This is a genomic window from Paenibacillus sp. cl6col (assembly GCF_900102125.1).
GTDB lineage: Bacteria > Bacillota > Bacilli > Paenibacillales > Paenibacillaceae > Paenibacillus_B > Paenibacillus_B suaedae.
In genome coordinates this window covers 274,278-295,695 of the sequence record NZ_FNAZ01000001.1, presented here as the reverse complement: position 1 = coordinate 295,695, position 21,418 = coordinate 274,278, and the positions used below count along the sequence as shown (strand labels likewise).

Sequence of the window (21,418 nt, the reverse complement as noted above, 5' to 3'; positions counted from 1 at the left end):
ATCGCGTCCATGGGCGTAGTAGGGGATGTACGTTTATTCATACGGATACTTTCGGTTAGTTTGGTTTTTCGCAGTGGAGTCTTTAATATGGTCTTCGTTAACGTGTTGGATTCATTTGATTCTTATGGTTCCTAGGATTTATTGAGTTTATAGAATTTATAGTATATTGATTTCAATGAATTCATTGGATTTCATAATTTCATTGAGTTCTCTTTAGTTTGTCTTTTAGTTTGATACGCTCATTGCCTTCATAGGCTCTATCCTCATCCTTGTCCCTTCTGGGCTGCTCGTTACTTCCCATTGCAGCTGCATTTCTGCGGTCATCAACTCGACAATGGTCAGCCCAAGGCCAACGCCTCTGCTTGTGGACGCAGCGCTCATACCGGGTCCGTGATCCTCAATCACAATTGCAGTCTTCTCTCCATGCGCATGAATCGCAATCCCGATATATCGCCCTTCTGCGGCATGGCGCACAATATTTTGAAATAAATTATCGAGGATGCGCGTCATCCACTGTAAATCGACCCTCCAAGTAACGGGCTGCTCCGGGAGCTCAATATGAATCTCAAAGCCTTCTTTCTCCCAAATCGGGTACCAGCTCGCCGCAGAAGTTCGGACAAGCCGCAGCATATCCGTTGCTTCCATCTTCAGCGAATACTTGTGAGCAGACAGCAGCGTGTACGCCAATAAATTATCAACAAGCTGTCCCAAATCACTGACCTTCTTATCGATAAGAACCAGCGACTGTTGGCCTTGCTCGGACAATGGCTCTCGTTGGAGCGAATGGGCATGTCCCCGAATCGTGGTTAACGGTGTTCGGAGATCATGGGACAAATTAGCGATCAGTTCCTTGCGCAGCGTTTCTTCCTCTTGTTCCCGTTGACGGCTGGAGGTAAGCTGCTTGATCATTTGGTTGAAGGTATGCTCCAATTGTCCAATTTCATCCCACTTCGTTATTTCGATTGGCGAAGGCAAGCCATTGGCATTATCGGGAACCATCGCCTTGCCTAATCGAACAAGCCGTCCCCGAAGCTTGTAGAAGAACCACCAAGAGGCAACTGTAAATAGAACAAACACGAGGGCGATGACGATAAGAGCGTGTGTTGTACTATATCCCGCTCTATCTGATACCATCAAATTTCGAGCAATTTGCATAACCATGAATCCCTGCTTCGGGTCCTGCCCGATAAAAGCTACGACGGTGAACGGATCTCCATCGTAGCTCTTCTTCATAAAGGTAATAGCGTCCCCAGCATTCCATTGTGCTGGCAAGCTGGGCTGTACAGGAAGCTGAAGGCGAGTAGTACCGCTGTTATCGACCCAGAATAATTTGGCCTCCGGGTACTCCTTCTTCAGCTCATGCAGTCTCTGTTCAATCGCAGCCCGATCGGCTTGCTTGAATTGAGCAGCTTCTTGGTGCCATCTCTCTTCCAACTTGGCCGCTACCGCATAACGATTCTCGACGGGTTCCCCTCCATTCTGCAAGAGAGATACATAATAGAGAATCGTAGAGGTTAATGGAAAAATAATCGGCCATATCATGAGCGCGACAAATACAAGCGTCAAATACCGGATCAGCAGTGATTTGCGCAGTGGAATACGGGAATTCATAGCTTCACCCGATATCCGATGCCGCGAATCGTTTCAATAATTTCCGGCTGGCCTGGATCGTTCTCGATTTTCTCCCGCAGATGTCGAATATGAACCATGAGTGTCTTATCGCCCTCCATGTAGGGTTCGCCCCAGACGCTCTCATAAATTTGTTCCTTCGTTAAGATCTGATTGGCATGACGCAGCATGAAGGCAAATATATGGTGCTGTTTGCCGGTAAGTGTGATTTCTTCACCGGTCAAGGCATGCACAATGTGATTATCGTGCAGGGATATGCGCAGATGCTTCAACTCGATGGAAGCAGGGGACTGCTTCTCGAAGCGCCGCAGCAGTACCTCCACTCTTGCAGTAAGCTCATCCGGATGGAAGGGCTTCGTTACGTAATCATCGGCGAATTGCAGCCCCTGAAGCTTGTCGTCAATAGACGTGCGAGCTGACAGCAGCAGGATGGGCGTACTTGGGTATTCGCGCTTCAGACGCTGTCCTACCGTAAAACCGTCTAATCCAGGAAGCATCACATCAAGTATGATCAGATCGCTATCAGGGACGTGCACCAGTGCATGCTCGCCGGACAGCAGCCACATTACCTGATAGCCTTTATCTTGCAAATAACTGCTGGTCCATGTTCCGATTTCTTTGTCATCTTCTATGTATAATAGCCGTTGACTCATTATGAACGATCTCTCCCTATCGTGTCTTCGTGTCATTGAACATTATAGCTCAAATGAAACCAGATGATAGAGAAAGAATGCAATAGTTGGACGATAGCCGTGTAGTTTATACTAGATTCATCAGCCCTAGCTACTCGTATCTAATAGGTGGCCGGCCGAATCTACTTCTGCTGAATGGCCGCCTGACTATTGATCGCTTGCGGGCTGTGCAACAGGCTGCGGAAGATAAACAGGGAAGCTGTATAGCACAGCATCGTAACAACTACGATGGAAGCAAACCCCGCGACGCGTGCATAGAGAACACCAGCCAGAACGGATCCAAGCATCGTTGCGAAATACATCGTGCTGTTCGCCAGCGCGGATACGGTGCCACGTGCATTCGGCTGATCCTGCTGAAGAGTTCCCATTAAGAGAGGGAACAGCATGCCGCCGCACAAGGCGATCAGCGCATAAGCGATACTAATGAATGCAATAAGATGGCTGGTCATGACGATCACATACATCGCAATCATGCCAAGGAGTGAATATGTAACAGTTCGCCGAATGCCGAGCGTGCGTTCCACCCTCGAGACGAGAAGACTGCCGAATAAATTGCCGATCCCAAAGCCAAGGATGAATAGTCCCGTTTGCTGTACAGTAAGAGAAAAGTCATCAGCGAGCCAATTCCCCAGATAGGAGAAGGTAGAAAAAGTACCTAGCTGATATAAAAAATATCCGAGAAAAGCAAAGGTGGTGCTGCGGCGCGAGAAAAGGGCGCGATATTGTCGTCCAAGAGAGCTCAGCGAACTTCGTTGTTTCGTCGCTGGTGGGATAGAAGGGAGCTTTAGCGCCAATATGATGGTAATGAGCAGCGCAGTTACTCCGATGGCATAGAAGGGCAGTCTCCAACTGCTCGCGGCAAGCAGGCTGCCAAGAGGTACGCCGAGACATTGCGAGACGGCTAAGCCAGCAGTTGCGGCGCCCATCGCTTTGACGATCTTGTGCGGTGCTACTAATTGAGGGATGGATGCCCATATTTGCGGCGAGGCGATTGCCGCGCTTATTCCCGCCAAGGCGCGGTAGGCGAATAAGAGGGTGAAGCTTGTTGTTGAACCGCACAGTGCTGTGAACAGAGAGAATCCCAGCATCCCTCCAAGGAGACAAGACTTGCGATCCAGTCCGTCGGATAGCGGTCCGGCGATTAGGGCGAAAAGGGCGTATCCGAGTGCATAAGCAGAAATAAGCCATCCTGATTGTTCGACAGAGATATGCAGAACTTCTCGTAGTGTTGGCAGCATAGGAGATACGATAAAGGTATCTGTACCGATGATGAACATCGTGGCAAAGAATAAAGACATAATAGGACGGAATGATGATGCGGCATGCGGTTGATTCATCGTGTTGCTCATTGTAACTGGCCTCCTGTAATGAATACACGATCTCATGCGGCAATGATGGACACAAGGGATCGTTCTTAATCGAGATGATTCATAGGTTACAAATGATAGTGAATATAGGTAAGATTCACTGAATATGAAGGTGCGCACCTTTGTTCAATAGTTCGAGTGTAATCGAACTATTGAATGATGTCAATCATTTCGGTACAATAATGACATGAGAACATTATTTCATCCCGATATCGAACATATTGAACTTTCGCAAGTATTCTATGCGCTCAGCGAGCCGATTCGAATGAGTATCGTGCTGCAATTGATGAGCATTCCGGAGCAAACCTGCGGAGGATTCGATTTATCACTGTCCAAGTCTACCATGTCCCATCATTTCAAAGTACTGCGCGAAGCAGGCATTATTCGAACTAGAATGGAGGGAACTCAGCGATTCATCTGTTTGCGCAAGGATGAGCTCGAAGCGCGCTTTCCTGGTTTAATGCAAGTAATCCTAACCCAAGCCAAGGATATGACGTCGTAGTTCGGCAAACAGAGGAAGAGTCTCGTAAAGTGCCAAAGTTGAAGAACGGAGCTCAGCATGGGTATGAACATGCATGAACAAAGACGCCTCCATCCCACAAGTACAGTGGTTTTGGAGGCGTCTTTGCTTATCTGTCAGACGAACTCTCTTGTTACTACACTCTTGGAACATCAACTGTTTTTTATGTGTTTATGGATCGAGCATTGGTATGGTGACGTAAGTGCTTCATGACCCATACCGTAAGCAGCATATAACAGAGAATGACAACGATGCTGTTGTCTCCTGCTGCATATATAGCAATTCCTGAAGTCGGAACCGCAATGCCGCGCAGAACACTCCACATTACATTATGTGCCGAGTGGAAGATAGAAGCTGTCCATACGCTGGATGAACGCAATCGAATATATCCGATGACAGGGCCTAGGAATAGGCAGGATACGACAATGAATAGGCATGCGAGAAATGGATTTTGATCTTGGTGGTAAATGGGAGACAGCAATATAATCGGGATATGCCATAGTCCGTGAATTAGGCCAGTGGCGTATAACGCTCTTCTCTCACCCATTCTATCTACAAGAAGCGGGAGCAAATAACCTCTCCAGCCAAGTTCTTCGCCAAGTGAGCTCGTAAGTACGGCGCTGACTAATTGTATCGCGACAACGATCGGGAAGGCCGTCCAATCATAGCCTGCATAGGTGGGAGGGATATCAATGACTAGTGCACCAGCTCCCCAGGCGAATCCATAGCTCAGCGCTACAATGACCGCTGGAACCGTGATACATAGGAGCCACCATTTGAACCCGCATTTACGAAATCCAAGCGCAGCCCAACCGGAATGCGATCGACCGTCCTTCGTCACGAACAGGAGCATAATGAAGGCAGCCACTGTTGGAGTCAGCATATAAAGTAAGGAATTGGTGTTCGGAACGATACTGACGCCTATAGCTAGAATGAAGACGATTGCTGTGTAAATCAGTGCTTTTGTATGGCTGTGTAAATTAGAAAACATGCTGCATTCCTCCGGTTTCGCTTTTTTTCATGGGCCTATCATATTACAATAAGGATGGTGCTCCTAGTGAGGAACATCTGAAATGCTGTCATATGAATATCCTATTTTGGATGTAGAAGATGTATAAATCAATCTGGCTGATTGATATAGAGAAGTATGTTACTTACATAGAAAGAGGCAAGTGAATGGAACAACGACAATGGCATTGGATCGATACAGCTCTGGTGGGGTTATACATTCTCTGGATTGTATCAGGGGCAGTTTATATTGCCATATCACCGGACTTTAGTACGGTTCATACCGGACGTACAATCGTACCGTTTATATTGTGTTCTGCGCTGCCTTTATGGTTCTGGAGACCTGGCAGCATTCATCCGTCGAAATTTATTGCCTCGGAAATAATTTTGTCGGGAGGCATTAACATTTCCATGCATTTGTCGATGCCTGTGTATCTCGACAATATGGTGCTGCCCGCACTTCTCATTGGATTTATGACGTCAAGGAAGAATGTATGGTGGGGAGGTTCGATTGTAGGACTTTTTCCTTTCATTGGTTTATGGAGTGGCAAGTTATCTTGGCTTCAGGCTTTGGACTCGTCTGTTAATCATTTCATATTGTTCGGGATCGGTGTTGGCTTTCATGTGTTTCTGCATTCGCAACGAAGAATGAAGCAGCTGCTTCAAGAGAATGAGCATCAATTCAATATTATTCGTCAATATGCGGAGCAAGTGGAGCGGCTTACCGTTCAGGAGGAGCGCAATCGCGTAGCTGGCGAATTGCATGATACATTAGGTCATTCACATGCATCGATTGTTATGGGGTTGGAATCGGTCAAGGTTCTTATGGGGGATGACCCTGAACAAGCAAAAAGTAGGCTTGAGAGTGTGATTGTACACGCACGGAGCAGCTTTGAAAAAATACGACATCACATTCATGATATCGCACCTTCTGAAGAAGGGGAGCGAACATTGGATGAGGTATTGAAGCACTTGCTGGACACGCTTTGCAATCAAACTGGTATTGCATGTAATCTCAAAACAGAAGGCATCATCTATTCTATTCCTTATGCACACCGTATGGTATTAGAGCGTTGTGTGCAGGAAGCCGCTACAAATGCAGTGCGTCATGGTAGAGCATCATCGATCGAGGTTAACCTTGTCTATGACGAGACAGAAGTATGCTTATCGATTCGGGACAATGGGCTAGGCAATGAGAAGCTAACCTTTGGCTATGGTCTGTCATCAATGCAGGATCGCCTGCATGCTTATGGTGGGCACTTAATGGTACGTACTTCATTAGGGAACGGCATGGAAATTGTATGCAAGCTTCCGCGCAAGTTGCATATAGAGGGCGATCAGCCGATCCGCTTGCTCATTGCTGATGATGAGCAGCTCTTTTGTGAGAGTTTGTGCTATTTATTCAGCCAAGAAGATGATGTCTATGTCATAGGTGCAGCGGTGGATGGGAAGGAAGCAGTTGAATATATGGAGTGCGAGCATCCTGATGTCGTGCTCATGGATATTCGAATGCCGCGAATGGATGGCTTGGCTGCTGTTCGTGTGATGAAGGAGCGATGGCCGGATGTGAAGATCATTCTGCTGACTACGATTGAGGAATCAGATTATGCCGTTCAAGCGATTGATGCGGGAGCGGAAGCGTATCTGCTAAAGTCCATGCATCCGAAGGAGCTGCTTGCCAGCGTCCGTCTTGTACATCAAGGGGGAACGCTCCTATCGCAGCCGATCGCACGATTGATGACCGATCAATTATTACATATGGATCAAGCTGAGGAACGAATGGGAGTGGCAGGGAGCGAGGGGCCGTGCATCGAAAGTAATGTAGATCCATTCGGCTTAACTGAACGTGAGAAGCAGGTGCTCCATTATTTGGCGCAAGGTAAGAAATATCGTGAAATCGCTCAGATCCTCTATTTATCTGAAGGAACGATTCGCAATCATATCTCGAGCCTATATGCCAAGATGGGAGTAAACGATCGGATGTCGGCTGCGAATGCAGCACGGAAAGCACGTCTTGTATGAATAGAGAGAAAGCGCTTAGTGAACACACTAGGCGCTTATTTGTGTATTGGCACGGTTATTTCCGTACTCTTGCTACAATGGCTTGATTGACACGCATCATTTCTTGAACAGAGATTCGCGTCAGTGAATAGGGGGAGCCCCCGCCGGTATATACGAATTCCTGTTCCAGAACTTTCGGATCGATAAGAAATGTGGCTGTGAAGCCAAAGGAAGGAATCCCGCCGGCAGGATATCCAGCAAGCTGAAGCATTTCTTGCTCGAGCGCCAAGCGTGGAGGAGGAATAAGCAGTGCCTTGCCAACTCTGCTGGTGCTTGCACGGTCTTCGCCCTTGACGATGGCTACAAGTAAGTGACCTTCACCATCGATCATGCAGACATTTTTAACAAAATCAGCTTTATCGGCTTGCACCGCTTGAGCAGCATCCTCAACGGAATGGCACAGTGTATGTAGACGCAGATGTTCAGCAGCCATTTGATTCGCGCGGAGATAGGAAATAAGCTTGTTATCATATTCATCTGTTGACTGCGGTGGTTCCTGATTTTCTAGATATTCCTTGTTCGTATTCATCTATGTCCCTCCATTCAAAAGAAAAAGAGCTCGTGTAAATGCAAGTGAACGTGCAAGTGTAAGTGCAAGTGTAGGCCGCTTGCTAATAAAATGGCACCCGGTCTCCCCGTAAGGAGCCGGATGCCAAGTCAATTATGCGTGCATTAAGGAGCAACAGAGCGCAATACAGTGCAGTTGCCATCAAGCGTATATTCACCAAGGTTAGCTGGAAGCAAGAAGCATTCGCCTGCTTTGAATGCGATCTGCTCGTCAGCAGTTGTAAGTGTACCTGTTCCTTCGCACACAACAAGAATGACGAAGCTCTCTTCTGTTGTTGCGAGTGCCCATGGCTTCTCAACGATGCCTTTTTCTACACGGAAGTACGGAGACTCCGCGAGCACCAGCCACTCATTAGCGACAGCGCCATTTGTAGACATGCGAGTTGCGCCCGCGCCTTCGTACGCGATGACATTCAAGGAATCCTCAATGTGCAGCTCGCGCGGCTTGCCGTCGAGACCTGGACGGTTGTAGTCGTACAAGCGATAAGTCGTATCGGAGTTCTGTTGAATCTCAGCGACTACGACACCTGCACACAGCGCGTGAACCGTACCAGCTGGAATGTAGAAGGTGTCCCCGGCCTGGACGGATACTTCTTGCAGAACTTCCATAATGCGGCCATCTTCGATCGCTTCTGCCATTGCTGCGCGATCAATGCCTTCCTTCAAACCGTAAATGATTTTCGCACCTGGCTTCGCGTCTAGCACATACCACATCTCTGTCTTGCCCAGTTCGCCTTGCGGCAGACCTTCATACGTGTCAGTAGGGTGTACCTGAACAGAGAGATCATCATTGCAGTCCAACAGCTTGATAAGCAGTGGGAATCGGCCGTTCTTCTCAGAGAAGCCCTTGGAGCCGAACCATTCCTTGCCGTATTGTTCACGTACTTCGTCCAAGCCAAGTCCAGCCAGTTCACCGTTAACGACCTTCGTCGTACCGTTCGGATGATCACCGATCATCCAACCTTCACCGATATGTCCTTCTGGCAAATCCAATCCGAATTGCGTCAGAGCACGGCCGCCCCATACGCGTTCTTTGAATTCAGGTTGAAACTTCAATGGATAAGGTCTTGTCATGTTCTCTCACTCCCGAGTTGTCTAGTATCTAGTTGATTGGAAAAACTCAAGTCTCTCGCCGTCCGGACCCTTAAAGAAAAAATAGCGGCTGCCGTTCGGCAAGGTAACCAGTTCTTCATCAATAAGCTCAACTTGAGGCAGGCTCTTCATTCGAGCCAACTCAGCCTCTATATCGTCAACAGTGAAGGCGATATGGTGGACCCTGCCTTCTTCCGTTAAGCTTCCAGGATAACCTTCTACAAGTTCAACTTCCGTTTCGTCAGCACCGTCCCATCCGAGAAAGGCGAGGCGAATGACACCATTCGTATGGAGAAGGGTTCCTTTCAGCTTCAAGCCGATGACTTCCTCATAGAATCGAATGGATAGTTCTATATTGCGAACCATGATCCCAACGTGCTCCATTTTGCGAACTGCCATTTCACAACAACTCCTTCAACATGGTGAACAGGATGTGGGACAGATATCGAAGCGGAAGCTGCAATCGCCAATCCAAGTGGGAAAGGCTCTAACGCGTTCAGATGTTATTTTCGTTTCTCTACCGCTATGACATATGGTGCATCTGGACGCTGCAGCATTCGATAAATAACGGCTTGCCCAAGACGCGCCGGAAGAGACTCCGCCCAAGCTCGTACTTGATCGGCCTCATCATCGCCGCCGCTGTGTCCTGGATAGAGAACAATACTAAGCACTCCGCCGGGCCGCAGCATAGATAAACCGTTGTCGAGTGCTTGAAGTGTCGTTTCAGGGACGGTCATAATGCGCTTATCTGCCTCATTCGTAGGCAGATACCCAAGATTGAACATGATGGCAGCGGTTGTACCGGACCATTCTTCGCCCAGCACTTCATTCATGGTATGATGGCTTGCCTGAAGCAAGCTGACATGTGCGTATTCGTCTTCGCCCAGCTCACGATGAAGCCGCTTACGAGTCAGCTCAAGCGCTTCTTCCTGGACATCGAAGGCGGCTACTGAGCCGCGCGATCCAGTTAGGCGGGCGAGAAATAAGGTATCTACACCTGTTCCCATCGTTGCATCAATTACGCTTTCACCGGGCTGCACGCGCTCCTTCACCACTTGCTGTGCATAGCCGAGTACGGATAGAAATCCCATCTTATGACTCCCTCCAATACTTGCCCTGCCATGTGTTGCGCCGTTTCAGCTCCGCATCGATGCCATTAAGCACTTCCCATTTTTTCATGCTCCACATCGGTCCAATAATTAAGTCCCGCGGTGCGTCACCTGTAACGCGGTGGACGATCATCTCCGGAGGAAGCATTTCAAGCGAATCGACGATAAGCTTGATATACTCATCCATCTCCAGGAAGCGCAGCAATCCAGCTTCATATTGCTTCACCATCGGGGTCTTGCGCATGAGATGAAGCAGATGAAGCTTAATGCCTTGCACATTCATCTGAGCGACAGCTTGGGCCGTCTCGAGCATCATACTGTGCGTCTCTTGCGGTAGTCCGTAGATGATGTGGGTGCAGACGCGAATATTATGCTTGCGCAGCTTCTCTATGGCTTCGATATAGCATGCTGTATCATGTGCGCGGTTAATAAGTTGAGACGTCGATTCATGAATCGTCTGAAGTCCCATCTCGATCCATAAATACGTGCGCTTATTAAGCTCTGCCAAGTATTCGACAACATCGTCCGGCAAACAGTCAGGCCGTGTCGCAATGGACAAGCCGACGACACCAGGCTGCTCAAGAATGACTTCGAAGTAATCTCGCAATACGTCCACTGGTGCATACGTATTCGTATAAGCTTGAAAATAGCCAATATATTTGGCGTTTGGCCATTTCGCATGTTGTCTGTCTCGAATGGTGTTGAATTGAGTGACCAGATCGTCGCGCCGACGACCGGCGAAATCTCCGGAACCACGAGAGCTGCAGAACGTACAGCCGCCAATTGCGATGCTTCCGTCCCGATTCGGACAGGTAAACCCAGCGTCGAGCATCACTTTGAATACCTTTTCTCCGAATTGCTCGCGCATCTCATAATTCCATGTATGAAACCGCTTGTCTCCCCACAAGAGGGGGGAAGTCGATTGTGTGTGTATTAAGCCGTCCAATGGCATACAAGCCCTTTCAATTGCAGTGTAAGTTGATTGTTATGCAAAACGTACGCCGTCCATAACGGAAGCTTATCGATAACAATCCCATTGTATTATTGTAGCAGATTTGGCCGTAAAAGCGAAGACAGCGGGCAAGCTCTGTTGTTCTTATTTGTCTGCATCGCCGTCTTTACTTTTTATCGCTTGTCATGCACAATAAGGGCTTGGAGCATAATCAGTATGGAGGAAAGCACACATGCGCTTACGTGGCAAAAGAGGAGCAAAAGAGCTGCTTGCAGAGCAAACCGACTTGGTCGTGCTTGAGCCGGAGCAGTTGAAGGGCAAATGGAGTGAGGCGTTCGGAAATGACCGCCCCATATATGTTGAGCTGGGAATGGGAAAAGGGCAGTTCATCAGTAAGATGAGCTTGAAGTACCCAGACATCAACTTCATCGGCGTGGATATGTACGATGAGTTGATCGCTCGCGGATGTGAGAAGGCTCGCTTATTTCGAGAAGAAGCAGGAATGCAGGAAGCGTCCAACCTGAGACTGGTGCGCGCGAATGTCGAATTTTTGGAGCAAATTTTTGCAGAAGGCGAACTTGAGCGCGTATACTTGAACTTCAGTGATCCGTGGCCGAAGAAGAAGCACGCACGCCGTCGCTTGACTCATTCGCGACTTGTTGAGAAGTATCGTTATGCATTGAGCAAGACAGGTGAGATTCATTTCAAAACGGATTCAGAGACCTTGTTCGAGTTTTCCTTGAACTCCTTCGCAGAGATGGGGCTTCAAATGCGGAATATCTCCTTGAACCTGCATCGTGATGGCATCAATGAAGAGCATGTTATGACAGAGTACGAAGAGAAATTTATGGGCAAAGGCATGAATATTCATCGTGTCGAGGTGCTCGTTGGGGATCAGGCGTACAAGCAGTACCGCTCTTCCTTGCCTCACAATGAGCCTTACGCATCCCGTTAATTACGGGTCGAAATCATATATGGAAGATCAAAAAAGCCGCTATTCTGCATGAATGATGGATGACAGTGCTTCATCATTCGCATGCTTGATAGCGGCTTTACTGTTATTCGATTGAAGTAAATGGCACATTCATCATTTGTAGGATTGCTTCCGCACATACCTTAGGATGATAACGAGATGCCTTCTGCTCATGCTCTAAGCGGCGTGCGGAGACCTCATCATAATGATGTACAAGAAGATTCATCCACTTCGTAATCGTATGTGCAGACTCGATCGACTCGCCATATCCCTTCTCCGTGAAGTAGTGGGCATTCTCTTCCTCTTGGCCGGGAAGCGGCTGATAGAAGAGCATCGGAATTCCCTTGGCCAGCGCCTCGGTACAAGTCATCCCGCCTGGCTTAGTGACGAGCAGGTCGGACACATCCATCAATTGGTCAACTTCCTTGGTGTAACCCATCAGATGAATATTCTCATACTGAAAGCGAGGATTCTCCAGCATACGACGGCGAAGTTTCTCATTATTCCCGATACAAAAAATAAACTGTACATCTTTGCGCCAGCGGGTGAGCAGCTCTGTGGACTGTGTCGAATCCATCATTCCCCAGCCGCCGCCCATGACGAGCACAGTCGGCATGTCTTTCAGCCCGAAACGGGCGCGGATGGATGATTTGCCCATCCCATCATGCGGCTCCCAGAAATTCGGATGAACAGGAATTCCTGTCACTTGTATGGAGTCGCTGCTTACGCCATGAAGTTCAAGCTTCTCCTTCACCTCAGGCGTTGATACAAAATAGCGATTCACAGCAGGACTCACCCAGGCTGCATGCGCATCATAATCAGTAATGACCGTACAGAGCGGAACGTTAAGTCCAAGTCTGCGCAATCGGGAAATGACAGCGCTTGGGATCGGATGAGTGCATACAATCATATCAGGCTTAAGCTGGCGCATAACGGACATTGCATGAGTATAGAATACCCGGTGAAGCGCCATTGTAGTCAGTCGATTTAGCGATCTATTGTACTGTGTCTTATACATAAAGCCTACCAGCTTCGGCTGTACAAGCACAGTTTTGCGATATGCTTCTATAATGAGCGGAGCTGTCTTGGGGTTAAGGAAGCTCCCAAGCTCCATCACACGAGTTTGCACATGCGGAGACAGCTTGCGAAGGCTGACAGCAAGTGCATGGGCAGCTTGGGTGTGACCAGCTCCGAAACGCTCTGACAGCAGCAGTATACGCTTCTTTCCTTCGTGCTCGGCACCAAGTGTGATGGTACCGGAGGGAAGTGTAAATGTCATTGCTTGATGCACGGTATTTCACCCTTTTATTCGATCTTCTAGGTATATAATGGTTCTCATAATTTCTATACCCTACTATACCTGATGTCCATAATTACACAATAGGCCATAAAGCGACAGTACTTACGGCAGCGCCTGTACCGATGAATGCGCCAGCAAGACAGTCGGATGGATAGTGAAGTCCTAAGTACATACGGGACAGTGCGACGATACATGCAATCGGCAGAAGTCCCCATGACAGAGTCGGGTTAGCTATTATGAGCGGGACAACGACTGAGAATATGGCTGTCGTATGTCCAGAAGGAAATGAATGGTCAACAAGCGGCTTGCGGAATGTGCGTATATTAGGCAATGCTAAGTGTGGACGCACACGCGGATACCACTTCTTAATTAAGGCGACAGGCAGGTGGCTAACGGCAAGCGCAGCAACACATTGCCAGCCAACGATATTCCATGGATTAGGCGCCAGCCAGGCAAGCAGCAAGGTAAAGGCAATCGTAAAGGTTGCCCCGCCAAGATGGGTCAATGTATACAATATAATATTCATGCTCCGGTGATGCAGCCGGTGATTAATCCAAAAGAATAATTGGCGCTCACGATTACCCAGCCACGCGATAACACGGGTCATGTCGGTTCCTCCGTTATCCGGTATTTAATAATATGATCGTAACAGCGTAACATTAACAGAAGATGATGGGTTTGTGAATTTTATCTGAAGTCGCTACAAGTTCAAAGAGCATCTTTAATCATATTTTCAAATGCCGAGCATTTCAACAAGTTATTCCTATTTTACCTTGAAGTGATACTGCCTGCAAAATCGCGAATTACGCACGTAGAATGCCTATTTCTTCGATTATCTTGCTGTAGTGCCCTGTAATGAAAGGTGTAGCATGTACGGTAGGATTATGTGGTGAATCCGCTATGACAGAGGTTATGAATGGTAAGGGTTCTATTCATCAGCATCTTTGGCAATGCTGTATGAAGATAATGCCGGAGACATGTTTTCCATATATTCCAAACGGGTAATAAACATTACCTGAAACTTTCTTCCGTTGTAATACGTCCATAATAAAGAGAGGGCATATCCCTAACACAAAAAAAGTAAATTGTTCCATTCTCATTGTCTTTCGGATCCTGGATCAGCTTTGAAAGAACAGCAAATTTTGACGAAAAGGGGGTCAAAAGCCATAATTTCTTAGCATTTGGATGAAAATATAACATAACCTTGCGGGAAAGCATGATTCGATGCGACTTCGCACAGTAACTGCGGCGATAATGTTCATATTCAAGCGTTGAAAGCCAATAAAAGGTTTTGACAAATGAAAGCAAACATTAGAAAATCGTGATCGACCGTTTTCAGCGGGGTAAACCATATATAGAGTTGATGAGCATGCGTTCATACATAAAAAGAGAGCGCCATGTTCGTTGACGCAATAATGAAATTGAAGTAGGGGTTATTTAAAAGGGGGACACCAAGCATGGTGGATACGTTATTTATCGTCTTGCAGGTTCTGCTGGCCGCGATTGGGGTGTACCAGTTTACCTTGTCGCTGTTCGGTATTTACCGCAAAAAAGAGAAAAAAGTATACGAACCGCAAAAATCCTTCGCTGTGCTCGTAGCAGCGCACAATGAAGAAGCCGTTATTGGAGCATTGGTTGAAAATCTGAAGGCGCTGGATTATCCAAGAGAAATGTACGACGTGTTTGTCATCTGCGACAACTGCACGGATGGTACAGCCGATATCGTAAGAGAGCATGGCGTATATGCTTGCGAACGTCATAATCCGCATCAACGAGGCAAGGGTCATGCCATCGAATGGATGTTGAAGAAGCTGTGGGAAATGCCGCGTCAATACGATGCAGTTGTTATGCTCGACGCTGACAACTTGGTAAGCAAAGACTTTTTGACTGAAATGAACAACGATCTGTGCTCGGGGGCACGCGTTATTCAAGGATACATCGATACGAAGAATCCAGAGGATTCTTGGATTACAGCCGCTTATGGCGTAACATACTGGTACTGCAACCGTCTATGGCAGTTGTCCCGTAAGAACTTGAACATGGCTAACTTCCTCGGCGGTACAGGAATGTGCTTTGAGAGCAAGCTGCTGAAGGAAATGGGCTGGGGTGCAACAAGTTTGGTTGAGGACTTGGAGTTCACTGCCCGCTGTGTTAAAAACGGCATCAACCCAGTGTTGAACTACAATGCACGCGTGTTTGATGAAAAGCCGCTTACGTTCAAGGCATCGGCTCGTCAGCGTTTGCGCTGGATGCAAGGTCACTTTACCGTAGCGCGTCGTTATTTCTTCCCGCTGCTGTGGCAGAGCATCAAGGAGCGCAACTTGGCGAAATTCGATATGGCGCTATACACAATTACGGTGTATACAGTCTTGGTTACTTTCCTCATGACGGCGTTCATGTGGGTAGATGCAGCATTCTTCAATGGGCCGAACGTGGCAACGTTCTTCCAGTACCTGCCTGAGTGGGTTCCGGTTGTGTCACTTGTGCTGTCCTGTGCTGTATTCGTACTGGCGTTGATTTTGGAAGGTGTCAAGTCTTGGCGCATCTATGTATCTCTGATTACATTCCCAGTATTCTTGCTGTCCTGGTGGCCGATTACGTTCTACGCATTCTTCACTCAGAACAACAAGGTATGGAGCCACACTGAGCATACACGAGTTGTGCGCTTGGAAGAGATGCAAGGCAAGCAAGTGTAAGGCGTGAAAAAATAATAACAGTGGCTTGACTTGATCCAGTTCACTGTGATATATTATTCAAGTATTTGAAACACATATTGCAATTGGAAAGAAGAAGCCCACGCTTCTCACCTGACCGACATGTTGTTGGCTGGTTATGACTCGCACTGCCTTGGCAGTGCTCACTAGATTAGAATGTCTATGTGAGGGATGTGGGCTCGATGAGCTTGCATCCCTTTTTTATGCGATAACCAGTTAGATGCAGGAAATTCGATTATGGAGGTGGCACACCATTAGCAAGGATCATTTGATTAACGAGGACATTCGTGCAAGAGAGGTTCGCTTAGTTGGTGCAGCTGGGGAGCAGATTGGCATTACGCCGTTCCGCGAAGCACTGCAAATGGCTTACGACGCTAACTTGGACTTGGTAAACGTGGCTCCGCAGGCAAAACCGCCTGTATGTCGTATTATGGACTACGGAAAGTTCCGTTATGAGCAACAGAAGAAAGAGAAGGAAGCGCGCAAGAACCAGAAGATCGTCGATGTAAAAGAAGTATGGTTCCGCGCCAATATCGAGGAGCACGACTTCAATACGAAGCTCCGCAATGTCTTGAAGTTTTTGCGTGATGGAGATAAAGTAAAATGCTCTGTTCGTTTCCGCGGACGTGAAATCACGCATGCTGATATCGGGAAGAAAGTGTTGGAGCGCGTTCTGAAAGAAGCAACTGAGCTTTGCATCGTTGAACGTACACCGAAGCTGGAAGGCCGCAGCATGATTATGATTTTGGCGCCGAAGACGAACAGCTAATTCGGCCCGCCGCGCAGAAGAAGGCGGCGGATAAGAATACCGAACTTGAGGAGGAAACGATAATGCCTAAAATGAAAACGCACAGCAGCTTGAAAGGCCGCTTCAAAATTACGGGAACAGGTAAAGTGCGCCGCTACAAAGCGTACCGCAATCACTTGCTTTCCCACAAATCGAACCGCACGAAGCGCGTTCTTGCTACTAGCCCAGTAATGGCAGCAGGCGACGTTCGTCGTATGAAGCAACAATTGGCTAACTTGAAATAAGCAATTATACGGAAACATCGAATCGATTGGGAGGTTAATACGAAATGGCTCGAGTAAAAGGCGGATTTACGACACGTCGTCGTCATAAAAAAGTATTAAAATTGGCAAAAGGGTACTTCGGTTCCAAACACAGATTGTTCAAAACAGCTAACGAGCAAGTGATGAAATCCTTGCTGTACGCTTACCGCGATCGTCGCGTTAAGAAGCGTGACTTCCGCAAATTGTGGATCGCTCGTATCAACGCAGCGGCTCGCATGAACGGCTTGTCCTACAGCAAATTCATGCACGGCCTGAAATTGGCTGGTGTTGAAGTGAACCGCAAAATGTTGGCTGACTTGGCAGTGAACGATATCAACGCGTTCAACTCCTTGGCTACAGTTGCAAAAGAAAAAGTTAACGCGTAAGAGTGCGTTGATATAAGAAAAGCAGCGATTTCGAAACTAATTCGAAACGCTGCTTTTTTTCATATAGGGATAAGAAAGCATCATTTGCAGATCGTATGCTTCCTTTTCTCGTTATTGAAAGGAGTAAAGTGTTGTGTTGTTTACTCCCAGTACTTGCTCGTTGTTAGCTTATCCGCTAACTGTTTACTCGCTATACGTCTTACTTTGCGAAGCTCTGCTCGCTCTGTGGCCGATTCATGAAGCAGCTTCTCTTCCTCTGTATCAGGGATAACAGGGGGCACAAACGCAGCTGAGCCGTCCTCATGACGTGCTACGAAGGTCAGGAAGGAGGTAGCGGCAACAACACGCTCGCCGGTATATAGCTGCTCTGCAATGACCTTGACGAATACTTCAATGCTAGTCTTGCCTGTCCAAGTGACGAAGGACTCTAGGCAGACGGAATCTGTGGGACGAATCGGCCGTAGAAAATCTACGGAATCCGTGGATGCAGTCACGACATTATGACGGCAGTGACGCATCGCGGAGATGGATGCTGTCTCGTCAATCAGACTCATCAGTTTACCGCCGAACAGCGTCTGATGGTTGTTGACATCGTTAGGGAATACACGACCGGTCTTGAAGACGCGGGATTCCTTGCAGTGTTTGGGTGCAGGAAGTGAAGAAGTTGTTGATTGTTGTTCTGACATAGCCTTCATTACGCCCTTTCTAAGAAATCATAGGTATATTATAAAGGGTTCAGTCTCATTCATGCGGAAGAAAAAAATGACATTCGAGGTCGGAGAATAGACAATAGCCTGTAAGCAATCAGATTCGTATACTGTATACAAAGAAAAGGACTGACACAAGGAATGCCAGTCCAACAAAATTTGCGGTTAGAGTATGCTTATTGCTGCTTGTTCGTGTGCTCGATTGGCTGATGCGGCGTTATGCCTTCTTAAGCCCTCATTAAGCCTTCAGTGCTTGCTTGAAAGAGTCAGAAAGCTTCGATTGAATCGCAGCAAGCTGGATTTTGAAGCTTTGCGATCCATCTGCTCCAGGAGCAATTTCATAACGGTCAAATGTCAGCACGAGGTACCCGTTCGATACATAGAAGTTTTGTGTTTCTTTAATTTGATCGAAATTAAAATCGTCTTTGTTTTTCTTCAGAGCAATTTGATTGCGAACGACATTGCCAAGCAGGGCTATATAATCAGTATCCTTGTTGAACAGATCGCCAAGCTGCAGGGCGTGCGCATTCTCTTCATTCAGGAAGGTATATGTGTCCGTACGGCTGGTGCCGTTAGCCTCTGCGCTCGTGATTTTGTACGTGTCGGCAATCAGGGACATGACATTGCCGCTCTTTACAAAGCGGAAATCAGAATTCAACACAGCCGGTTCGAAGGAAGCCTTTTGTTTTTTCGCAGCTTCAGCGGCTTTTTTGGAAGCTTCATAGACTTCAGCTTTTTCCTTCATCGCATGACGCATCAAAATATCATTTAGCTGCTCCTCGTATTTGCTGTCTTTCAAGCCCGATAGAACAGGCACACTCATATTGACATGCACAAATTTATTTGAGGCTTTAATCGGTTGCTTCGCTGCCTTTGGTGTTGGAATTGCGGATATGTACATTTCGGACAATTTGCCAAAGCCTTGCAGATCAAAGAGTACGCCGTTCGTTTTCCAATTTGCCGCATAATCGGAAGGTGCCGATTTATCCAAAACTGGCTCAGATGCTTTGCCCAGCTCTTTGGAAATTTGCGGAGTCAATTGTTTTGCCATCTCATTGTCGAATACGAGCGTAACTTGGAACACTTTTTGGTTATCGTCCAGCATGTACTGAGCAGTAATCGGCTGTTTCAAGTTGAACCATTTTTCTTTGTACTCGATCATCGTAGCTTTTTTGCCTGTATATTCGATTTTCCCTTTGCCTTTGCTTTGCTGCAATTGTTTCAAGGTAAGACCAAGACCAACTTTGTTTGTTGTATATGTATTGTTCAATGGAGTCGCTGTTGTTTGAGTAGGAGTGACTGCTTTGCTTGCAACGGGGGCCGCGTAAGCTGCTGTGCCCATGTTTGCGATCATTGTGCAGGAGAGTGCAAGTGTAACAACTGTCTTTTTTGTGTTCATTGATGTTTCAATCCCTTCGTGTGTACGATCTTCTGTGATGACTGCTCTATTAGTATAGACCTTTGTGAGATCGAAGACTTTACAGCAGAATAACAATTACGCGGGAAAAAGAAACAAACTATTCATTGAAAGCGCCTTATGTATGACGATGTATTCATGATTGATGAACAACGTAGGGAATAGGGGGATTGTGTATAGATGTGTATAAACGCATCCATAGTTGAGAATAATTATCACTGTGAGTGATTCGTGCGTAAGCAAGGGCGGCGTGTCGGCCGCCCCATTCTCCTTACAGCTTTGGTTCGAATGTTTTGCAGTCCGTGTCACCGGAATCGCCAGCTTGCTTGCCACGATTGTTCACCACATAAATAGAAGTTGCAGCGCATTTGTTGCCTGCTGCCCAGTACTTGCAGGAGTTTACTTCACATAGTACGTCCTTAGCCATCGTTATTCACCTCCTCTCCTTACTAACTTCGCCAGCGGGCACCTCTTTTTATACATCTAGGAGAAGTTTCTATCATTTTGTAGTTTCCGAATCCTATCCTTTTTCGTTACAATAGAGGAATGTGACTTCGAGAAGAGGAGTGGGAATTACATGATCGATCTATCCAAGGTAGACATTCACCAGATGGTGATTCATAAGGTGGGCAACCAATCCAAAGATGAAGGAGTTCGTGTATCGAACGAACTGTACCATATACCGAATGACGACGTACGCGAGACGCTGCTTAAATATTTTATCTCCAGCTTTAAGTTTGACATGCATTATACGTTCCATCATGAAGCTGAGTTACCTTTAAATGAAATGTATACCTATGCGAGCCGCACATTCCAGCAGGCGGGCTCGTTCCATGAACAGTCGGTTCATATGCTGAATCATTTGTATGAGCAATCCTCGCATCCGCAAATTAAGGCTGGCGAGCTGTACGTTGTGTACCTAAACAATATTTTGTACAACAATTTCAGTATTGATGCGATCGGGATCTTTAAGTCCGAAAATAAGGATGTATATATGCGAATTGATGAGCTAGCATCCGATGACTTGGGGCTCCAGGTGGAGCAGGGCATTAATATTCGCAAACTCGACAAGGGCTGCATTATTTTGAACGTGTATGCGGACTCTGGTTACGTATTGGGCATCGTTGACACGTCAGCGGGCAAAGGCGGAGAGGCAGCACAATATTGGATGGAGGACTTCCTCAATGTGAAGCTGCTTGAGGATGAGCATTATTTAACGGACAAGGCAATCGATATGTGCACGCAATTCTATGAAGATGTCATCGTTCCGGCTGCGGAAGAGCGCCCTGAGAAGAAGGACAAGCTGATGTTCATTAATAGTACAATGGAGTACTTTGCGAAGCATGAGCAATTCGAAGAGGAAGCATTCGCGGAAGAGGTTATCGGGCAACCTGAGCTTGTACCGTTGTTCAAGGCATATAAGGAAACATTTGAGGAGGCCAATGAGCTGCCTCCGATTACGGAAATTCCAATTTCGCAGCCTGCATTGAAGAAGGCCAAGCGCTCTCATAAGAACAATATCCGTACAGACACGGGGATCGATATGAAGCTCAAGCCAGAGAGCTTCCCTTTCATTGAAAAGGGTTATGATGAAGAGCGTGGCATGCACTATTACAAAGTATTCTTTAACGAAGAAGAATAGAGTGAGTATGATTCATTCCACTACATCCATACCAGAATTGGTATGGATTTTTGTTTGATTGCATGGATATTTGTAGTTTTAGAACAAAAAGCCGAATTTATTGCAATATATTTAAAATGTTAATTTCACAGATTGAATATAATGTAACCCTAGGAAGCAGCAGAGATCGCAATTCAAAACAATAGGTACGAATGTAGTATCAAGTCATGTCATCGATGATTTTTTCCTTGAA

22 protein-coding genes and 1 other annotated feature are annotated in these 21,418 nt (G+C 47.0%); of the genes, 8 read left to right on the top strand and 14 right to left on the bottom strand.

All coding sequences use genetic code 11. The features are described 5' to 3' along the window. Window positions 1-225 precede the first annotated feature (225 nt). The 3 genes from BLS15_RS01260 to BLS15_RS01250 all read right to left on the bottom strand — a co-directional run bounded on the left by BLS15_RS01260 (window position 226) and on the right by BLS15_RS01250 (window position 3,670). The gene (locus BLS15_RS01260) at window positions 226-1,611 is read right to left on the bottom strand and encodes a sensor histidine kinase (RefSeq protein ID WP_175460695.1); all 1,386 of its coding nucleotides are present in this window, start codon (window positions 1,609-1,611) and stop codon (window positions 226-228) included. Continuing rightward, window positions 1,608-2,282, bottom strand: a complete 675-nt coding sequence (locus BLS15_RS01255) for a response regulator transcription factor (protein ID WP_090509428.1) — start codon at window positions 2,280-2,282, stop codon at window positions 1,608-1,610. The genes BLS15_RS01260 and BLS15_RS01255 overlap by 4 nt, the downstream gene beginning before the upstream one ends. 161 nt (window positions 2,283-2,443) lie before the next feature. Beyond that, a complete protein-coding gene (locus BLS15_RS01250) occupies window positions 2,444-3,670 on the bottom strand; it encodes an MFS transporter (protein ID WP_090509425.1) in 1,227 nt (408 codons plus the stop codon). 205 nt (window positions 3,671-3,875) lie between these two features. Between BLS15_RS01250 and BLS15_RS01245 the strand changes: the two genes are divergently transcribed. Continuing rightward, window positions 3,876-4,190, top strand: a complete 315-nt coding sequence (locus BLS15_RS01245) for an ArsR/SmtB family transcription factor (protein ID WP_072727250.1) — start codon at window positions 3,876-3,878, stop codon at window positions 4,188-4,190. Window positions 4,191-4,371: 181 nt separating this feature from the next. On the opposite strand, the gene BLS15_RS01240 is transcribed toward BLS15_RS01245, so the two are convergent. After that, on the bottom strand, window positions 4,372-5,199 hold the full coding sequence (locus BLS15_RS01240; protein ID WP_090509421.1) for a CPBP family intramembrane glutamic endopeptidase: 828 nt from the start codon (window positions 5,197-5,199) through the stop codon (window positions 4,372-4,374). Window positions 5,200-5,384: 185 nt separating this feature from the next. Here BLS15_RS01240 and BLS15_RS01235 point away from each other — a divergent pair, with 185 nt between their 5' ends. Then, window positions 5,385-7,238, top strand: coding sequence for a helix-turn-helix transcriptional regulator (locus tag BLS15_RS01235; protein WP_090509416.1), 1,854 nt, complete (start codon window positions 5,385-5,387; stop codon window positions 7,236-7,238). Window positions 7,239-7,293: 55 nt separating this feature from the next. Here BLS15_RS01235 and BLS15_RS01230 read toward each other — a convergent pair whose 3' ends face one another. The 5 genes from BLS15_RS01230 to BLS15_RS01210 all read right to left on the bottom strand — a co-directional run bounded on the left by BLS15_RS01230 (window position 7,294) and on the right by BLS15_RS01210 (window position 10,997). After that, window positions 7,294-7,806: an aminoacyl-tRNA deacylase gene (locus tag BLS15_RS01230; protein WP_090509413.1), complete on the bottom strand. Its 513-nt coding sequence runs from the start codon at window positions 7,804-7,806 to the stop codon at window positions 7,294-7,296. Between the two features lie 143 nt (window positions 7,807-7,949). Beyond that, complete coding sequence (locus BLS15_RS01225) at window positions 7,950-8,918, bottom strand: type I phosphomannose isomerase catalytic subunit (protein WP_090509408.1); 969 nt, start codon at window positions 8,916-8,918, stop codon at window positions 7,950-7,952. Between the two features lie 21 nt (window positions 8,919-8,939). Further along, window positions 8,940-9,335, bottom strand: a complete 396-nt coding sequence (locus BLS15_RS01220; RefSeq protein WP_021262113.1) for a VOC family protein — start codon at window positions 9,333-9,335, stop codon at window positions 8,940-8,942. A gap of 104 nt (window positions 9,336-9,439) precedes the next feature. After that, complete coding sequence (locus tag BLS15_RS01215; protein WP_090509404.1) at window positions 9,440-10,027, bottom strand: tRNA 5-(aminomethyl)-2-thiouridylate-methyltransferase MnmM; 588 nt, start codon at window positions 10,025-10,027, stop codon at window positions 9,440-9,442. A 1-nt stretch (window position 10,028) separates the two neighbouring features. Further along, window positions 10,029-10,997, bottom strand: a complete 969-nt coding sequence (locus BLS15_RS01210; protein WP_090509399.1) for a tRNA modification radical SAM protein MnmL/YtqA — start codon at window positions 10,995-10,997, stop codon at window positions 10,029-10,031. Between the two features lie 232 nt (window positions 10,998-11,229). Between BLS15_RS01210 and trmB the strand changes: the two genes are divergently transcribed. Then, entirely contained in the window at window positions 11,230-11,952 is a 723-nt protein-coding gene (gene trmB / locus BLS15_RS01205; protein WP_090509394.1) for a tRNA (guanosine(46)-N7)-methyltransferase TrmB, read from the top strand. A gap of 103 nt (window positions 11,953-12,055) precedes the next feature. On the opposite strand, the gene BLS15_RS01200 is transcribed toward trmB, so the two are convergent. Together BLS15_RS01200 and BLS15_RS01195 are read right to left on the bottom strand one after the other, a co-directional pair. Next, window positions 12,056-13,249 (bottom strand): MGDG synthase family glycosyltransferase, encoded by a 1,194-nt coding sequence (locus tag BLS15_RS01200; RefSeq protein ID WP_072727707.1) that lies wholly within the window; start codon window positions 13,247-13,249, stop codon window positions 12,056-12,058. A 94-nt stretch (window positions 13,250-13,343) separates the two neighbouring features. Beyond that, window positions 13,344-13,877: a phosphatase PAP2 family protein gene (locus BLS15_RS01195; protein WP_021254458.1), complete on the bottom strand. Its 534-nt coding sequence runs from the start codon at window positions 13,875-13,877 to the stop codon at window positions 13,344-13,346. Window positions 13,878-14,727: 850 nt separating this feature from the next. On the opposite strand from BLS15_RS01195, the gene BLS15_RS01190 reads away from it, so the two are divergent. The 4 genes from BLS15_RS01190 to rplT all read left to right on the top strand — a co-directional run bounded on the left by BLS15_RS01190 (window position 14,728) and on the right by rplT (window position 17,420). Next, window positions 14,728-15,966 carry a glycosyltransferase family 2 protein gene (locus BLS15_RS01190; RefSeq protein ID WP_090509389.1) on the top strand — a complete coding sequence of 413 codons (1,239 nt, stop codon included), beginning with the start codon at window positions 14,728-14,730 and terminating at the stop codon, window positions 15,964-15,966. Between the two features lie 82 nt (window positions 15,967-16,048). Then, window positions 16,049-16,193, top strand: a sequence feature (ribosomal protein L20 leader region). Window positions 16,194-16,252: 59 nt separating this feature from the next. Continuing rightward, window positions 16,253-16,753 carry a translation initiation factor IF-3 gene (gene infC / locus BLS15_RS01185; protein WP_065290379.1) on the top strand — a complete coding sequence of 167 codons (501 nt, stop codon included), beginning with the start codon at window positions 16,253-16,255 and terminating at the stop codon, window positions 16,751-16,753. A gap of 62 nt (window positions 16,754-16,815) precedes the next feature. Next, the gene (gene rpmI, locus BLS15_RS01180) at window positions 16,816-17,016 is read left to right on the top strand and encodes a 50S ribosomal protein L35 (RefSeq protein WP_005548700.1); all 201 of its coding nucleotides are present in this window, start codon (window positions 16,816-16,818) and stop codon (window positions 17,014-17,016) included. Window positions 17,017-17,060: 44 nt separating this feature from the next. After that, window positions 17,061-17,420 (top strand): 50S ribosomal protein L20, encoded by a 360-nt coding sequence (rplT, locus tag BLS15_RS01175; RefSeq protein WP_021254461.1) that lies wholly within the window; start codon window positions 17,061-17,063, stop codon window positions 17,418-17,420. 140 nt (window positions 17,421-17,560) lie between these two features. Here rplT and BLS15_RS01170 read toward each other — a convergent pair whose 3' ends face one another. From BLS15_RS01170 to BLS15_RS01160, 3 genes are all read right to left on the bottom strand, one after another. Beyond that, on the bottom strand, window positions 17,561-18,115 hold the full coding sequence (locus BLS15_RS01170; RefSeq protein WP_021254462.1) for an acyl-CoA thioesterase: 555 nt from the start codon (window positions 18,113-18,115) through the stop codon (window positions 17,561-17,563). A gap of 250 nt (window positions 18,116-18,365) precedes the next feature. Next, window positions 18,366-19,526, bottom strand: coding sequence for an RsiV family protein (locus BLS15_RS01165; RefSeq protein ID WP_090509386.1), 1,161 nt, complete (start codon window positions 19,524-19,526; stop codon window positions 18,366-18,368). A gap of 289 nt (window positions 19,527-19,815) precedes the next feature. Further along, window positions 19,816-19,971: a DUF1540 domain-containing protein gene (locus BLS15_RS01160; protein WP_005548696.1), complete on the bottom strand. Its 156-nt coding sequence runs from the start codon at window positions 19,969-19,971 to the stop codon at window positions 19,816-19,818. Between the two features lie 150 nt (window positions 19,972-20,121). Between BLS15_RS01160 and BLS15_RS01155 the strand changes: the two genes are divergently transcribed. Continuing rightward, window positions 20,122-21,186, top strand: coding sequence for a nucleoid-associated protein (locus tag BLS15_RS01155; protein WP_090509382.1), 1,065 nt, complete (start codon window positions 20,122-20,124; stop codon window positions 21,184-21,186). Window positions 21,187-21,418 lie beyond the last annotated feature (232 nt).

Coding starts and splice junctions, on each gene's coding strand:
- BLS15_RS01260 (WP_175460695.1), bottom strand. CDS start 1,611: ATGAATTCCCGTATTCCACTGCGCAAATCACTGCTGATCCGGTATTTG.
- BLS15_RS01255 (WP_090509428.1), bottom strand. CDS start 2,282: ATGAGTCAACGGCTATTATACATAGAAGATGACAAAGAAATCGGAACA.
- BLS15_RS01250 (WP_090509425.1), bottom strand. CDS start 3,670: ATGAGCAACACGATGAATCAACCGCATGCCGCATCATCATTCCGTCCT.
- BLS15_RS01245 (WP_072727250.1), top strand. CDS start 3,876: ATGAGAACATTATTTCATCCCGATATCGAACATATTGAACTTTCGCAA.
- BLS15_RS01240 (WP_090509421.1), bottom strand. CDS start 5,199: ATGTTTTCTAATTTACACAGCCATACAAAAGCACTGATTTACACAGCA.
- BLS15_RS01235 (WP_090509416.1), top strand. CDS start 5,385: ATGGAACAACGACAATGGCATTGGATCGATACAGCTCTGGTGGGGTTA.
- BLS15_RS01230 (WP_090509413.1), bottom strand. CDS start 7,806: ATGAATACGAACAAGGAATATCTAGAAAATCAGGAACCACCGCAGTCA.
- BLS15_RS01225 (WP_090509408.1), bottom strand. CDS start 8,918: ATGACAAGACCTTATCCATTGAAGTTTCAACCTGAATTCAAAGAACGC.
- BLS15_RS01220 (WP_021262113.1), bottom strand. CDS start 9,335: ATGGCAGTTCGCAAAATGGAGCACGTTGGGATCATGGTTCGCAATATA.
- BLS15_RS01215 (WP_090509404.1), bottom strand. CDS start 10,027: ATGGGATTTCTATCCGTACTCGGCTATGCACAGCAAGTGGTGAAGGAG.
- BLS15_RS01210 (WP_090509399.1), bottom strand. CDS start 10,997: ATGCCATTGGACGGCTTAATACACACACAATCGACTTCCCCCCTCTTG.
- trmB (WP_090509394.1), top strand. CDS start 11,230: ATGCGCTTACGTGGCAAAAGAGGAGCAAAAGAGCTGCTTGCAGAGCAA.
- BLS15_RS01200 (WP_072727707.1), bottom strand. CDS start 13,249: ATGACATTTACACTTCCCTCCGGTACCATCACACTTGGTGCCGAGCAC.
- BLS15_RS01195 (WP_021254458.1), bottom strand. CDS start 13,877: ATGACCCGTGTTATCGCGTGGCTGGGTAATCGTGAGCGCCAATTATTC.
- BLS15_RS01190 (WP_090509389.1), top strand. CDS start 14,728: ATGGTGGATACGTTATTTATCGTCTTGCAGGTTCTGCTGGCCGCGATT.
- rpmI (WP_005548700.1), top strand. CDS start 16,816: ATGCCTAAAATGAAAACGCACAGCAGCTTGAAAGGCCGCTTCAAAATT.
- rplT (WP_021254461.1), top strand. CDS start 17,061: ATGGCTCGAGTAAAAGGCGGATTTACGACACGTCGTCGTCATAAAAAA.
- BLS15_RS01170 (WP_021254462.1), bottom strand. CDS start 18,115: ATGAAGGCTATGTCAGAACAACAATCAACAACTTCTTCACTTCCTGCA.
- BLS15_RS01165 (WP_090509386.1), bottom strand. CDS start 19,526: ATGAACACAAAAAAGACAGTTGTTACACTTGCACTCTCCTGCACAATG.
- BLS15_RS01160 (WP_005548696.1), bottom strand. CDS start 19,971: ATGGCTAAGGACGTACTATGTGAAGTAAACTCCTGCAAGTACTGGGCA.
- BLS15_RS01155 (WP_090509382.1), top strand. CDS start 20,122: ATGATCGATCTATCCAAGGTAGACATTCACCAGATGGTGATTCATAAG.